Origin of the sequence: Pseudomonas sp. BNK-45 (assembly GCF_047456255.1) — a bacterium.
Lineage (GTDB): Bacteria > Pseudomonadota > Gammaproteobacteria > Pseudomonadales > Pseudomonadaceae > Aquipseudomonas.
This window is the reverse complement of sequence record NZ_CP179909.1, coordinates 6,737,370-6,751,478: the sequence shown is the minus strand read 5'-3', so window position 1 is coordinate 6,751,478 and position 14,109 is coordinate 6,737,370. Positions and strand designations below refer to the sequence as shown.

General features: G+C 62.4%; 15 protein-coding genes. 9 read left to right on the top strand and 6 right to left on the bottom strand.

Translation table 11 applies throughout. From position 1 onward, the window contains the following. Positions 1–43 precede the first annotated feature (43 nt). From ACMGG8_RS30705 to ACMGG8_RS30695, 3 genes are all read left to right on the top strand, one after another. On the top strand, positions 44–928 hold the full coding sequence (locus tag ACMGG8_RS30705) for an EamA family transporter (RefSeq protein ID WP_414158953.1): 885 nt from the start codon (positions 44–46) through the stop codon (positions 926–928). Positions 929–1,570: 642 nt separating this feature from the next. After that, on the top strand, positions 1,571–3,211 hold the full coding sequence (locus ACMGG8_RS30700; RefSeq protein WP_414158952.1) for an ArnT family glycosyltransferase: 1,641 nt from the start codon (positions 1,571–1,573) through the stop codon (positions 3,209–3,211). Between the two features lie 70 nt (positions 3,212–3,281). Then, entirely contained in the window at positions 3,282–3,743 is a 462-nt protein-coding gene (locus ACMGG8_RS30695; RefSeq protein ID WP_414158951.1) for an N-acetyltransferase family protein, read from the top strand. Positions 3,744–3,920: 177 nt separating this feature from the next. Here the strand turns inward: ACMGG8_RS30695 and ACMGG8_RS30690 are convergent, their stop codons facing one another. The 3 genes from ACMGG8_RS30690 to ACMGG8_RS30680 form a co-directional block, all read right to left on the bottom strand. After that, positions 3,921–4,976: a hypothetical protein gene (locus ACMGG8_RS30690; RefSeq protein WP_414158950.1), complete on the bottom strand. Its 1,056-nt coding sequence runs from the start codon at positions 4,974–4,976 to the stop codon at positions 3,921–3,923. A 99-nt stretch (positions 4,977–5,075) separates the two neighbouring features. Beyond that, positions 5,076–5,453, bottom strand: coding sequence for a RidA family protein (locus ACMGG8_RS30685; RefSeq protein WP_414158949.1), 378 nt, complete (start codon positions 5,451–5,453; stop codon positions 5,076–5,078). A 26-nt stretch (positions 5,454–5,479) separates the two neighbouring features. Further along, positions 5,480–6,616 (bottom strand): NAD(P)/FAD-dependent oxidoreductase, encoded by a 1,137-nt coding sequence (locus ACMGG8_RS30680; protein WP_414158948.1) that lies wholly within the window; start codon positions 6,614–6,616, stop codon positions 5,480–5,482. 166 nt (positions 6,617–6,782) lie between these two features. Here ACMGG8_RS30680 and ACMGG8_RS30675 point away from each other — a divergent pair, with 166 nt between their 5' ends. The 5 genes from ACMGG8_RS30675 (at position 6,783) to ACMGG8_RS30655 (ending at position 10,329) form a co-directional block, all read left to right on the top strand. After that, positions 6,783–7,412: a helix-turn-helix domain-containing protein gene (locus tag ACMGG8_RS30675; protein WP_052470386.1), complete on the top strand. Its 630-nt coding sequence runs from the start codon at positions 6,783–6,785 to the stop codon at positions 7,410–7,412. Positions 7,413–7,832: 420 nt separating this feature from the next. Continuing rightward, positions 7,833–8,117, top strand: a complete 285-nt coding sequence (locus ACMGG8_RS30670; protein WP_060837450.1) for a PqqD family protein — start codon at positions 7,833–7,835, stop codon at positions 8,115–8,117. Further along, on the top strand, positions 8,114–8,527 hold the full coding sequence (locus ACMGG8_RS30665) for a lasso peptide biosynthesis B2 protein (RefSeq protein ID WP_082729164.1): 414 nt from the start codon (positions 8,114–8,116) through the stop codon (positions 8,525–8,527). Before ACMGG8_RS30670 ends, ACMGG8_RS30665 begins: the two co-directional genes overlap by 4 nt. Before the next feature lie 10 nt (positions 8,528–8,537). Next, positions 8,538–9,494 carry a hypothetical protein gene (locus ACMGG8_RS30660; RefSeq protein ID WP_129405362.1) on the top strand — a complete coding sequence of 319 codons (957 nt, stop codon included), beginning with the start codon at positions 8,538–8,540 and terminating at the stop codon, positions 9,492–9,494. Positions 9,495–9,819: 325 nt separating this feature from the next. After that, positions 9,820–10,329, top strand: a complete 510-nt coding sequence (locus tag ACMGG8_RS30655; RefSeq protein ID WP_414158947.1) for a sulfotransferase domain-containing protein — start codon at positions 9,820–9,822, stop codon at positions 10,327–10,329. 31 nt (positions 10,330–10,360) lie between these two features. On the opposite strand, the gene ACMGG8_RS30650 is transcribed toward ACMGG8_RS30655, so the two are convergent. From ACMGG8_RS30650 to ACMGG8_RS30640, 3 genes are all read right to left on the bottom strand, one after another. Beyond that, positions 10,361–12,286 (bottom strand): asparagine synthetase B family protein, encoded by a 1,926-nt coding sequence (locus tag ACMGG8_RS30650; RefSeq protein ID WP_414158946.1) that lies wholly within the window; start codon positions 12,284–12,286, stop codon positions 10,361–10,363. A 37-nt stretch (positions 12,287–12,323) separates the two neighbouring features. Continuing rightward, on the bottom strand, positions 12,324–12,482 hold the full coding sequence (locus ACMGG8_RS30645; RefSeq protein ID WP_159426267.1) for a hypothetical protein: 159 nt from the start codon (positions 12,480–12,482) through the stop codon (positions 12,324–12,326). 68 nt (positions 12,483–12,550) lie between these two features. Beyond that, a complete protein-coding gene (locus ACMGG8_RS30640) occupies positions 12,551–13,300 on the bottom strand; it encodes a hypothetical protein (RefSeq protein ID WP_060837454.1) in 750 nt (249 codons plus the stop codon). A gap of 81 nt (positions 13,301–13,381) precedes the next feature. Between ACMGG8_RS30640 and ACMGG8_RS30635 the strand changes: the two genes are divergently transcribed. Continuing rightward, entirely contained in the window at positions 13,382–14,098 is a 717-nt protein-coding gene (locus tag ACMGG8_RS30635; protein ID WP_181321570.1) for a class I SAM-dependent methyltransferase, read from the top strand. The last annotated feature ends 11 nt before the right edge of the window (positions 14,099–14,109 follow it).

Here is a 14,109-nt window from a genome sequence, read left to right as displayed (position 1 = left end):
GGCCGGGGATTTGCTCGCGGCCGCCTTTCCTGGACCGCGCGACATGCAGAAAAAACACCTGTTCCTGGCCCTGCTGGTGACCGCCTTGTGGGGCCTGAACTTTCCCATCACCAAGCTTGGGCTGGCGAGCATCGATCCGTTGCTGCTCACTGCCTTGCGCTTCACCCTGGCGGCCTTGCCCTGGGTATTTCTGGTGCCGCGCCCGCCGGTAGGGTTTGGCTGGCTGGCGGCCTACGGGCTGATATTCGGCGTGGCCATGTGGGCCCTGATCAACCTGGGGATCGATCAGGGCGTGGCGCCGGGCACGGCGTCGCTGTTGATCCAGTTCAGCGCCTTTTTCTCCCTCGGCTGGGGCGTGCTGCTGTTCGGCGAGCGCCTGCGCTGGCAACAGGTTCTGGCCACGGCCATTGCGCTGTGGGGGCTGCTGCGAATCATCGGCGACAGCCCCGGGCACGCCACCAGCCTGGGTTACGCCTTGCTGCTGGTGAGCGCCTTCAGCTGGAGCGTGGGCAACGTCATCATCAAGCGCTGCGGGGTTCGCGAGGTGTTCGCCTTCGTGGTCTGGGCCAGCCTGTATGCGCCGTTGCCGCTGCTGGCGGTGACCTGGGTAAGCCACGGGAGTGCGCCGTTTCTGCAACTGGCCGGGCAGGTGTCCGTCAGTGCGCTGCTGTCGCTGATGTTCCAGGTCTATGCGGCAACGCACTTCTGTTACTGGGGCTGGAACCTGTTGCTGCGCGAGTATCCGGTCTCTCGGGTGGCGCCCTTGTCGTTGCTGATCCCGGTGTTCGGCATGGCCGGGTCGGTGTTGATCCTGGGGCAGCGGGTCGGGGTCGATGAGGCTGTATCCATGGGTCTGATCCTGCTGGCGCTGGCCGTGGGGCAGCTCGACTGGCGCCGGTTTTCAGCCCTGGGGCGGCGGTCTCTGTAGCCGCTGCCGCAGGCTGCGAACGGCTCCGGAGGAGACGCAGCGATCTTGAAGGCGCCGGAGGTTCGTCGGTCAATCGCCAAGCAAGGCCCTGCGGTCCTTTTCGCAGCTTCGCGGGCTCAGCAGCGGCTACAGGCGGCTTTGTGTAGCCGCTGCCGCAGGCTGCGAACGGCTCCGGAGGAGGCGCGGAGATCTTGAAGACGCCGGAGGTTCGTCGGTCAAACGCCAAGCAAGGCCCTGCGGTCCTTTTCGCAGCTTCGCGGGCTCAGCAGCGGCTACAGGCGGCTTTGTGTAGCCGCTGCCGCAGGCTGCGAACGGCTCCGGAGGAGACGCGGCGATCTTGAAGGCGCCGGAGGTTCGTCGGTCAATCGCCAAGCAAGGCCCTGCGGTCCTTTTCGCAGCTTCGCGGGCTCAGCAGCGGCTATAGGCGGCTTTGTGTAGCCGCTGCCGCAGGCTGCGAACGGCTCCGGAGGAGACGCGGCGATCTTGAAGGCGCCGGAGGTTCGACCGGCAATCACCCAGTCGCTGACAGTCGGTGGGGCAGGCGGGTTTTTTATCCTCGTTCAGTCACCGTTCAGGGGGTGCGCGCGCACCATGTTCAGCCTTACGCCGGGCCATGGCGCGGCACTTTCTGACGGGGCGAAGATGGTTCGAGAAACGCGTTTCGGGATTGAGTCCTGGGGGATCTACCTGGCGGCCCTGCTGCTATTCACCTTTGGCATCTGGGACCAGCAGCCCCAGGGCTTCGATGGGCGCTGGGCGCTGTTTCTGCAGGAGATGTTCCGCCACGGGCCGAGTCTGTTCCCCACCACGTATGGCCAGCCGTATCCGGATTACCCGGGCACGGCGACCTATTTCAGCTACCTGTGCGCCCAGCTGTTCGGCGCGCCCAACCACCTGGCCAATGTGCTGCCCACGGCCCTGGCCTCGGCGGGGGTTCTGGCGCTGCTGTACCGCTTGCTGGCGCCCATGGGTCGCACCTGGGCGCTGCTCGCGGTGCTGCTGACGGCGCTGACCAGCCAGCTGTTGGACAAGTCCCGTTCGGTGTGCCTGGACCAGATGATCTCGCTGCTGTGCCTGGGGGCCTTCTACCTGCTGCACAGCGGCGAGCAGCGCGGCTCGCGACTGCGGCCATGGCTGGTGCTGCCGCTGTTCGTGCTGGCCTTCGCCATTCGCGGACCCCTGGGGCTGGTGGAAGTCTGCGGCGTGGTCTGCACTTACTGGCTGCTGGGAGACAGCCGCACCCAGGAGGCGCGCCGCACCTTGTTCAAGCGCGTGCTCGGCTACGGTTGCGGCGGCCTGCTGGTGCTGGCCGGCTGTTGGTGGCTGTTGATGCAGCTGGCCTATGTCAGCGGCGGCGAGGCCTTTGTCCATCAGGTCTACAACATGCAGGTGAGCGGGCGCCTGGATGAAAGTGGCGAGCCGTTCTACTTCTACTTCCAGCTGGCGCTGTACCGCTATTTCCCGGTGGTGCCCCTGGCCCTGGTGACCCTGTGGATGCTGCGCAGCCAAGTGTTCCGGCGCCATGCCGACCCGCAACTGCGTCTGGTGCTGCGGCTCGGCGCCTGCGGCCTGATGATCCTGCTGGGCTTGTCGGTGCCGCACTTCAAGCGCGCCTATTACATCCTGCCCATAGTGCCGATGTTCGCCGCGGTGGCCGCCTACGGCCTGCTCATGGTTCGGGGCCAAATGGGCAAGGTGCGCAGTGCCTACCTGTGGCTGGTGGGTGTGCTGCCGGGGCTGTGCATCCTGGTGCTGTTCGTGCTCAAACACAGCTGGCACAAGCACGGCTATTGGCCGCCGGTGTCGATGCCCTTGCTGATCGCGATCTTTGCCCTGCTGCAACTGCTGGCGCTGTACTGCTGGCGCCACACCCGGGGCAGCTTCGGGCGGCGCCTGGTGTTGCTCAGCGCCCTGGCCCTGGCGGCGCAATGGACCCTGCTGGTGGCGGTGGTGGACCCGGCCAAGGACCGGCAATTCGACACCCAGGGCTTCGTCAGCGACGTGGAGCAGCTGCGCGCGGCCGAACACGGTCCCCTGGTGTTCTTCAACCTGGGCCAGGACACCTGGGCGGTGCGCTACATGATGAACCTGGACCACGACGAACAGCCGCTGTTTGTCGCCGGCGACGCCCCCGGGCAACTGGACGCGCTGCCCCACGGCTCCTGGGTGATCGTGGCGCGCAAGGATCGAGAGAAGCTGTTGGGCACCTCGCTGGAAAACCAGCAGCCGGTGTACGAGGGGCGCTTGAATGACAATCCCTGTTTGGTGTTTCAGTTGCAGTAAGTCCTTGGCAGCGAGGGGGGCGGGTCGTATTTTTGGCCCCTGCGATCCGCGTTGAAACCAGGGAGTGGTCATGGAATGCCAAGTTCGTCCGGCCCTAGAGGCCGATGCCGCGAGGGTCAGCCAGGTGATCCTGGCGGCCCTGCTCACCAGCAATGCCCAGGACTATCCCGCCCATGTGATCGAGCGGGTGCAAGACAGCTTTACCCCAGACGCCGTCCTGCAACTGATGCGGCGTCGGCAAATGTTCGTCGCCCTGGTGGACGGGAAACTGCTGGGCACCGCCAGCCTTGACGGGCGCGCGGTGCGCTCGGTGTTTGTCGATCCGGCGTACCACGGCCATGGCCTGGGCCGGCAACTGATGGCCGCGGTCGAGCAGGCGGCGCTGGACTCGGGTTTGACCTCGCTGGTGGTGCCCTCGTCGGTTACCGCCGAAGGCTTTTATGCACGCCTGGGGTTCGTTCGGGTACGCGAGCATTACGAGGGTGAGGAGTTGACGCTGATCATGGAGCGGGGCCTGTCCGGGCTGGCTTGACCTTTCCCGCCATGAGCCTTGTAGGAGCGCGCTTGCTCGCGATGGACGTCAGCGATAACGCGCGTTCGCTGGAGGAATGCGGCGCTCTTGGGAGCTTCGCGAGCAAGCTCGCTCCTACAGGGCTGGGTTGAGCTCAAGGCACCTGGATACCTCCCGGGTGCCAGAGCCATCAAGTGCTTATGCCACCGCCAGCCGCCGGGGCCGCAGCCAGCCGATCACCACCGCGGCAATCAGCAGGACCCCCAGGTAGCCGAAGAACGGATAGACCTGCCCCACCAGGCTGATAAAGCCCACCAGGCTGCCGACAAACGCCAGGGCACCGGCGGCAATGGAGCCGAGGCGGAACTGCCGGGTGCCGGCCGGCAACAGCCGCGCGGAGAAGGAGTACAGGGTGCCCACGGCGGTGTTGAGGATCATGCAGAAGATGATCAGCGCCATCAGCAGCCCCAGGGCCGGGGAGACTTCGCCGGCGATCGACAGCATGGGCATCGGCAGGTCCGCCACGCTGTCCAGGCGCGACAGCAGGCCCAGGCTCATCACCAGCATCAGCAGGCCCAGCAGCGCGCCGCCGAGAATGCCGCCCCACATCGCCTGTTTCTCGCCCTTGGCCGCGCCGCCCATGATCGCCAGGATCGGCACACCGGCCACGATGTTGTAGGACACATAGAGCAAGGCCCCCAGCAGCCAGTGGCTGGCGCCGGCTTCTTGCTTGGCCGCCAGTTGATTGAGTTCACCGAAGCTCAGGTCGCGGGTGGCGGCGCCATACAGGGCCACGCCCACCGCGGTGATGATCAGGAAGGGCGTCACCGCGCCGATCATGCCGATGACCTTGTGCACGTCCAGGCACACGATGGCGACCACGATCAGGGTCACCAGCACGCTGCCGGCAATGGCTGGAATGCCGAACTGCTGCTCCAGCAAGGCACCGCCGCCGGCCAGCATCACCACGGTCACGGCGAACATGAAGAAGGTGATCATCAGGTCCACCAGCGCGCCCAGGTGCTTGCCGCACAGGGCTTGCACCACGTCCTTGTGCGACGCTGCCCGCAGGCGGCTGCCCATGCTGGCCAGGGCCATGCCGAGGAAGGTGAACAGCGCCGCGCTGACCACCGCGCCCGCCAGGCCCCAGGCGCCGAAGTCGACGAACATCAACAGCAATTCACGACCGGAGGCGAACCCCGCACCGACAATCACACCGACGAAGGCGCCGGCGATCTTCAGACTTTCTTTCATGACGATTAGCCTCGATTTGTTGTTGTTATGTGGGGTGGACGGCCGCGTCATCTGGCGTGGCGGTCCTGGGCATCGCACTTGAGGGCTGGGGCGGGTGACTCAGCTTTCGCCGACCCAGGCCTGGACTTCGATCTCGACATCGACCCCCAGCGCCAGTTGCGCGCTGACGGTGGAGCGCACCGGGAAACCGATCTTGAAGTGACGCTGGTAGACCTCGTTGAAGCCGGCGAAGTGCTGCATGTCGGTGAGCCAGACGGTGCTCTTCACCACCTGGTCGAAGCTGGCGCCGCACGCGGCCAGGGTCTCGCCGATGCGCGCCATGGCGGCCTCGGTCTGCACGCGGATGTCGCCGTGCACCACTTCGCCTTCGGCGCTCATCGGCACCTGGCCGGAGAGGAACAGGAAGCCGCCGACGCGGATCGCCCGGGAGAAGGGGTAGGGCAGGTGGCTGGGGTAACGCTGGATATCAGTGGACATGGCAAGGGCCTCGTGGGCTGGGTGGGTTAACGCAAGCGAGCGGGGGCCAGGGCCTGGGCATCGACGCCCTGGCTCAGCAGTTCTTCGGGGACCGGGTGGCCCAGCAGCAGGGCGCAGGCCAGTTGCGAGACGCCGGCCGCCGACTGGATGCCGTAGCCACCCTGGGCGGCGAGCCAGAAAAAGCCTTCGCAGTTGTCATCCCAGCCCACCACCAGATCGCCGTCGGCGACGAAGGAACGCAGGCCGGCCCAGCTGTGGCGCGGGCGGCGGATGCTCAGGGAGGTGACGTTCTCGATGTGGTAGATGCCGGTGGCGATGTCCAGCTCTTCGGGCATCACGTCCTGGGGCGGCACCGGGTCGGCATTGGCCGGGGAGCCGAGCAACTGGCCGGCGTCGGGCTTGAAGTAGAAGCTTTCGTCGATACCGATCACCGCCGGCCAGCGGCTGAAGTCTTCATCCGGTGGGCCGTCGAAAGTGAAGGCGCTGCGCCGGCAGGGTTGCAGGCCGATGGGGGCCACGCCGCACAGCTGGGCCACGTCATCGACCCAGGCGCCGGCAGCGTTCACCAGATTGCGCGCCTGCAGGGAACGGCCATCGCTGAGTGTGAGGTTCCAGTGGCGGTCTTCGCGGCTGGCTTCGACGATGTGCGTGTCGCACTCCAGCTGCCCACCGGCGCGGCGCATGGCCCGCAGGAAACCCTGGTGCAGGGCGTGCACGTCCAGGTCCTGGGCGGCGGTTTCCAGCATCGCCCCGGCAACGGCGTCGGGGCGCAGGCAGGGCACCAGGGCCCGGGCCTGCTCGGCCGTGATCAGGCGCACGTTGGCGGAGCGGGCGCGGGTTTCGTCGTAGGTCTGCTGCAACTGGTCCAGCTGTTCCTCGCTGGCCACGTACAGGCAGCCACGGGGCTCCATCAACGGGTGTTCGCAGAAACCCTGCGGCGGCCGCTGGTAGAACGCCCGGCTGGCGCGAGTCAGGGCCTGGATCTGTGGAGTGCCGTAGGCCTCCATGAACATCGCCGCAGAGCGCCCGGTGGCGTGATAGCCCGGCTGCGATTCACGTTCCAGCACCAGCACGCTGGCCTGCCCGGCCAACCGATAGGCCAGGGAAGCACCGGCAATACCGGCGCCGATGATGACGAAGTCGAAGCATTGGTTCGCGTGCATGCCGGGGTTCCTGAATCACTGGAAAATGACAGGGGTTGAAAATTCTCACATACGAGAAATGTAAGATATGAGAATTTTCCAGTCAACCCGGGGTCATGGGTTAATATTTCGCCACGTGCCCCGGCCAGCGTCGCGGTTGCCCTTATTTGCCTGACAGAGAGCCCCAATGAGTTCCGACCGAGCCCAGCCCGCCTCGAGCTCCCACGCCCATCCACTGATCGACCGGACCCAGGTCGGCGCACGCCTGCGGACCATCCGCAAAAACCAGAAGCTGACCCTCAAGCAGCTCTCGGAACGCTCCGGCGTCGCGCTGTCGACCCTGTCGAAAATGGAGCTGGCCCAGGTTTCGGTCAGCTACGAGAAACTCGCCGCGGCGGCACGCGCCCTGGGCGTCGACATCGCCCAGCTGTTCACCCCCGCGCCGAACCTGACCCAGACCCGCAGTGCCCAGGTGCAACCGACCGTGGTCAGCACCACCATCGCCGACGCCCCCGGCTACAGCACCGGCAACTACGACTACCACCCCATGGCCGGCGACTTTCCCGGGCGCAGCATGACCCCCATGTACGCGCGGATCTTTGCCCGCGAGCTGCAGCAGTTCGAGGACTACATCCGCCACCCGGGGCAGGAATTCGCCCTGGTGCTGTCGGGGCGGGTGCGGATTCAGTTTGAGACCGGGGAAGCCGTGAGCATTGGCCCGCAGGAGACCGCCTACTTCAACAGCAGCGTCGGCCATATCTACCTGGCGGAAGGGGAGGAGGATGCGGAAGTGATGGTGGTGATGTCGGAGCGCTGAAGCCCTTCATCATCAAGCAACAGCGCGACAGGTCCAGCTGCCGCGCCGTGCTTTCGTGGGGTGTTCTACTTCAGCGTTGGCGTGTGGCGACTGCCATCGAGCAAGGCATCCACCACGGCCCGGGCCATCTTCACTGAGTGCACCTGATACCGGGGGAGTGCTTATCGCTGCGCCATCTGCCTTGGCAATTTGGGCTTCCATGCATGTGGATGTATGCCCCTGGATAGCACCTAATCCCGGAATTTGTCCCCCTCTGTTTATGGGCAAGATCGACACCGCGGCATAGCGCTCTTGTCCGCTGATCTTGAGACGTAATCTGGCCAGCGTTGACAGACCCTGGCTCGGCCAGTCTGCGGGCTTGTAGATACATGGAAGGCTCGGCATTATGAGCTGCGTTTGACTGGGGCGACGGAGCCAAGAATGAGCGATATCACGGGAGAGGCGACTGTCATCAGGAATGCCAGCGTGCTGGCAGCCGAAATCGGTGGAGAACTGGTGCTAATGAGCGTGTCCCAGTGGCATTACTTCGGCCTTAACTCCGTGGCCAGCGATATTTGGGAGCGACTCGCATCGCCTGTGCGTGTAGATACCTTGTGTGAGGCACTGGTAGCCGAGTATGACGCAGACATCCAGGTGATTCGCCAGGATGTCATGGAGTTGCTGAGCAAGCTGGTGAGTCGTGAGCTCATTGAGGTCCAGGCTTGATCAGCGCTCACCGTCTTCGTGTCATTGAAGCCGCCCTCTTTTTTTCGCTCACGCCTATCTTCTGCCGACTGTTTTCGTGGCGCCTTTTGCTGAGTTTGAGTGGCGCCCGCATTGAGCCGGCATCGTCTGATTTGAATCCCGCCTTGTCGCCCATGGCTCGTGCAGTGGGAGATGCGGTAGCCGTCGCGGCCAGGCGCCTTCCCTGGAAACCTCTTTGTCTGCGCCAAGCGTTGGTGGCGGCCTGCATGTTGCGCCTGCGGGGGAAGCGTTCCGTACTATGCCTGGGTGTACGCAGAGACGGTGAATCTATAGGCGCACATGCATGGCTGGTGTTACCGGGGCAAGACGGTGGGATCGTTTGCGGGGCGGAGAATATTGGCAACGTTCGCGCTTTGCGGCGGCAAGACTAGGTGTCACACCATGTATGACGATTACTCTCTTTGCGGCTGGCGTGTGCGCAGTGATTTGCCGTTGCCGGAGCTACTGCCCTGGACAGGGGACCTACAGGCTCCGATAGACCTGAATATCGAACTTGGAGCAGTTGAGGCGCGACTGCTGGACCCTCAATACGAAGGTCCGGTTCTGCAAATGAGCACTGATGGAACCTGTCGTTTCACTATCGAGTCAGTTGCGACTTACCGAATAGCACACGATGGCCGTACGATTCGGGTACAGCCCAGCCTCTCTGCGGATCTCCCTGCAGTAAGGACATTTTTGTTCGGTACCGTGTTTGCAATTGTTTGCCAGCGCCGTACCGTCTTACCTTTGCATGCCTGTTGCGTGAAACTGCCTTCTCCCCAGGGGGATATTGCAGTTGCCTTCACGGCGCCTTCGGGAACAGGTAAATCGACCCTGGCATCTGCCTTCATGCGGCGGGGTTACCCGATTCTGGCAGACGATGTCACGGTGGTCAGCCTCGACCAGGAGCGAGGTGCTGTTGCGTTGCCCACCTTCCCCAGGGTCAAGCTCTGGCGGGATGCAATGAGCCAGTTTGGCCATGGCATGGGTGACGCAGAGCGTGTACGCCAGGATATGGACAAATTCTCCGTTGGCTTAGGGGCCGAGCACTTCGCCGTAGGCGCTCCTCTGAAGCTGGCAGCGTTGTACCACCTTGAGCGAGTCGAAGATGCCAGGCATGCAGGTCTGGAAGAGGTCGGCGGTTTACCCGCCTCGGTTCGGTTCTCCAAGGCCCTGTATCAGGAGCGGATTCTCATGACGGTTGCCTCTGGTAAGGGCGCCCACTTCTCACTGGCAATGCGATTGGCGGCTGGCGTTGCGCGACATGTTCTGGTTCGACAGCTTTCTGGCTTTGAACATTTGGATGAACTTGTCCAGCGCATCGTCGCGTTTCACGCCGGGACGGCCCATCAGGCATGAGTGGCTTTTACTGGCTGGCGTCCTACCCCAAGTCTGGCAACACTTGGCTGCGCTTGGTCCTCAACAGTTATCGCCTCGGCGGATCGAAGCCAGACTTCTCGCAGAAGCAGAACTTCGCTCCTATCGCCAGCAGTCGTCGCCGCTTCGACGAGCTTCTGGGCGTCGCCTCGTCTGACTTGCTGCCTGATGAGTTGTTGAGATTGCGTCCGCGCATGTATGAGCTGCAGGTGACAGAGGCCCGCGAACCTTTGTTCAACAAGGTGCATGACGCCTGGCAATTGACCCCTGGGGGGAGCCACTGTTCCCGGCCACCAATACCCTGGGAGTGGTCTATATCGTGCGTGATCCTCGAGATGTGGTGTTGTCGCTGGCCGGGCACATCGGTTTCAGTGTGGATAGGGCGATCGACCTTCTCCTGGACGAGACAGCTATCCTGTGTGACCAAAAGCTCGGACTCATGGATCAGCTGCCGCAACGACTGGGGAGTTGGAGTCAGCATGTACTGAGCTGGATCGATCTGCCCGCGCCTTGGAGTCCTTTGCTCATTCGCTATGAAGACATGTTGGAGAAGCCCTGGGAAAGCTTTGCCTGTGTCATCAAATATTGTGGTTGGCCGTTAGATGACGAGCGCCTGGAGCAAGCCTTGGATGCCACTCGCTTCGACCGGCTGCAGGCTGCGGAGGCCAGCCATGGTTTCAGTGAGCGGCCGCAACGCGCCTCTCGCTTCTTCCGAGAGGGGCGTGCTGGAGGGTGGCGTGAGCGATTGAACGATGCGCAGCTACGCCGTATTGAAGAGGCCACCGAGTCGGTCAGAGCGCGCCTTGCTTATTGTTAGACAAGGGCCTGGGCGCTTGAGTCGATGAAGGTCAACCCTGGAACTGGCGGCCAGTTTCGATCCAACGCAGGAATGCGCCAAAGTGAAGACCTCGGTGTAGAACGATCAGATGCTCAGGACTCGCTGGTCGGTTCGGCCAGTTCGAAAGGAGGGCCTTCATTCGTTTAAGGTCCAGCAGGCGTTGGGCCAGCGGGGAAGCCTCCAGCTCTTCGAGTCGTTCGCCGAGGAAAGGGCGCACCATACTCATTCGATGAAGGTATTCAGGACATTGCATGCCGCGTTTGCGGTTGTTGACCACCTCGCCAGGCAGGCGATCCGCTGTGACTCGACGGGCGAGTAGACGAGTTACGCCACCTTGCAGGTAGAGGCTATCGGGAAGTGAAAAGCAGAATTCCAGCAAGCGCCGATCAGCCATCGGATCGCGAACCTCGAAGCCATGCAGGGCACGTACAAGTCCCGTTGCCTGTAACGCTGACTGGCGCTCCCGGAACCACGCCTGGCGTAGCTGCCAGCTAGCCATAGAAGCCATTTGCTTGCGCCGCTTGGCCCCCTCTTCGGTTCGAATGCGCGCCTTTATCATCGGGTCAATTGGATAGAGATGCCCCCACTCGGAAGCGCTCGACCTGGCTTGCAGTTTTGCTATTGACTGCTGAATGATCTCTGGCGCGAACGGGGCCAGGGTGGAGCGCCATATCTGGCGCGCAATGGCCGCGTTTTGTCCGCTCGTGCGGGCCAGGGCGAGTGATTCCTGAAAGGCCTTCAGCCAGCGGCCATCCCTCATCAAGCCAGTAAGGGTGCCCTGTCCATCCCAAGACAAAGTCACATTGCCGAGCGCTCCGGTCAGCAGCACACGCCCACCTTGCCGCCTTATGTGATCCCGGGCGGAGCCCATCCAGGCCAGGTTCATCACATTTCGCCAAGGGACGCCTGTCAGTTGGAACATCTGTAGCCAGTCGGTATCCCATCGATGCTGCACTGGCCCATTGAAAAACAGAGGCTGCAATCCGGGTGTCTGTTCGCAGATGCTCTCTACATAACGTCGCTCACTCATGTAGTGCTGATTTGAATCCAGCAGCTCGGTGTTGGCGGCGGGCAGGCAGGTGATGGTGGTCAATGAGTTGCCTGGCAGGTGTTTCACGGCCGTCACCGACACGGCGGAGGAGTCCAATCCTCCTGTGAGCGAGGAAAATGCCGGGCCTTCGATCCTCAGGCAGTCTTTGACTGCACGCTCGAACAATTCGCGTGCTGCCTCGACGTATTCCTCTTCTCTGGGCAAGCGGAGCTCGGTTCGTTGCTCAGGCGTCCAGTAGAAATGTTGCTTGAGTTGGCCCGAGCGCAGTATTGCCACCGAGCCTGCAGGTAGAAGGCGCAGATGCTTGTAAGGTGTGCCGTTGTCGGCCACGGGCAAGTCCGAGAGCAGGGCGACGAAGTGCTCTTCGTTTAGCTCGCGATCGATGCCGGGAACTGCCAGTAGGGCTGCCGGGTTCGTGGCGAAAGCAAAGAGCCCGTCCTTCTGGTGATAGTACAAGGGGCGCTGACCAACTGCGTCACGTGCGAGCAGTAGACTACGATCAGCAACATTCCACACCACTAGCGCAAAATCTCCGAGCATGCGCTCGGGACCGCGCGCTCCCCAGCGCGCCATTGCTTCAAAGGCAATGGCGCTGTCGGCCCAGCCATGTGCTTCCCTGGGTAGCGCCAGAGCGTCTATCAGCTCGATGCGATTAATCAGGTAACCGTCAAATACCAACACCAGAGGGACATCATGCCGAAGTGCGGGCTGATGATCCTGATGATCTTCCGGGGCTGTTATACGTAGACGATGGGTAAAGTGAAGGCCCGGGTGAGACCAGTGCCGGGATTGCTCGAGCCCTGGCGCATCCAGTGCTGCTGCAAAATGCTCAGGTAGTTCCGCAGGGATGGCCTGAGCGGAAAGCAGACCGGCAAATGCGCTCATCGATGAGCCAGGGATTTACAGTGACGGAGCATGCCGGTCAGGAGACGTTCGAAAAGCCAACCGTACCGTCATTGCCGCTTGTGGCGAAAATAGAGGTGGTCACATCCGATATGGAAACTTCAACGATTTCTGGCTTCTCCCAGGCTTTACGTTGGGACTCGGTTTCGTTGGATTCATTAGTGTCTTGTTCGGCCATCTTCTTGCTCCTGTAAGTCCGGTGATCAAGCTATATCAACTGCTCGCATTTTGGCAATTGGGGATTGGCTAAGGTTTTGCCGAGTAACAGACAGGCTCAGGGTACAAAGGTCTGCCCTGGGTGAATTTCTTGTAGCTTTCGTCACCTAACTGATAGGCAACCTGCATCCAGTTCATCATCGTCAGTGTGTGCTGCTTCGGCTTTGGCGGAGCAGGCTGACGCAGTCGCTTCAGCAACTCCAACTCGGCGGCGGCGAGATCATCGCTGAAGGTGAATTCGCTTGAAGGGCCGCAATGGACCTCATATTCGGAGCAGCCACGCTTTATGCTGACCGAGACGCTGGCGCCAAGCTCAGGTGTATCGAGTACTTTCTCAAGTACCTGCTGGTAAGCTTCGCGGGCATTCTGCAGTCCATCCAGATGGAACAGGACTCGGTAGGGACCGGCCTGGTAGCGTGCATTCAGGCTGGCGCCGGCCTTGTAGGCATAGGGTAGGTCATGCGCGATCTTCTGGGTCGCAATCAGCTGTTCCAAGTTGGCTGGGCGTATCTGGACCTTGAAGCAGTGGCGGCAGCCTACCGGGACGGCCGCTCGACCGTAGGCCTGACGGAACAGGAAGCCCAGGAGCTTCCCGCAGGGGAATGGTGTGCGGATGGGACCAACTACCCAGGTTTCATTCAATTGGACAGGACGCGACAGTTCCCAGGTGTCATCTTCATGCAGAACTACATCGCCTCTTTCGCGTGCGATCAGGAGATTTTGCCCAATAGTGGACTTACCCAATTTGAGGTTCAGAAAGTCCGTGCTGGTGGTGGTCAAGGTAACCCGCTCCGCATCGTTTGTTGGTGGACAGTTTCCTTGTCGTGGAGATTACGGTAAAGCGAAATGAGGAGTCTTTGGTTGTTTCACGAATGGGTGCGTTTCTTGGTGCAGGTTTTGCGCGGCGGTGAACGACGGAGCTCTGCACTCCTGATGCGACGGCGTCCACAAGGCTTGTTTCAGCCATACGGCACGACGCGAGAAGATCGCTACCCCGAGTTGTTCCAGTCAATTCGCCAGGTACTGGCAGACACTCCGCAAACGCGCCTCCTATCGTTCGGCTGCTCTACCGGCGAGGAAGTGTTCAGCCTGGCCCGCTATTTTCGACAGGCCCATATCCGTGGCGTGGATATCGATGCGGGCCGTATTGGCCGGTGCCGGGCGCGATGGCAGCGTGAGGGGCGAGAGCCCCGCCTGAGCTTCTTATGTGCAGGTGACGTTGCGCTGGAAACGACCGCCAGCTATGACCTGGTGATGGCGATGGCCGTCTTCCGCCATGGCGCGTTGGGCGAGAGCCCCACCGACTGTTCTGCCTGGATTCGCTTCGCTGACTTTGATCGCGTGCTTGGCGACCTGGCCAGGGTGCTCAAGCCGGGTGGTTTGCTGGTGATCCGCCACGCCAACTTCCGTCTCGGCGACACGGGCGCGGCGGGTCTGTTCGAGTGCCTGCACGGCGAAGCGGCGCAGGCTTCGCCGATCTATGGACGGGACGACCGCTTGCTGCCCGGCGTACCGGGGGACGACGGCATCTACCGCAAGCGAACAGCGCTCCTTGCCTCATCGAACATGACGCGCTAGCGCTTATCTGC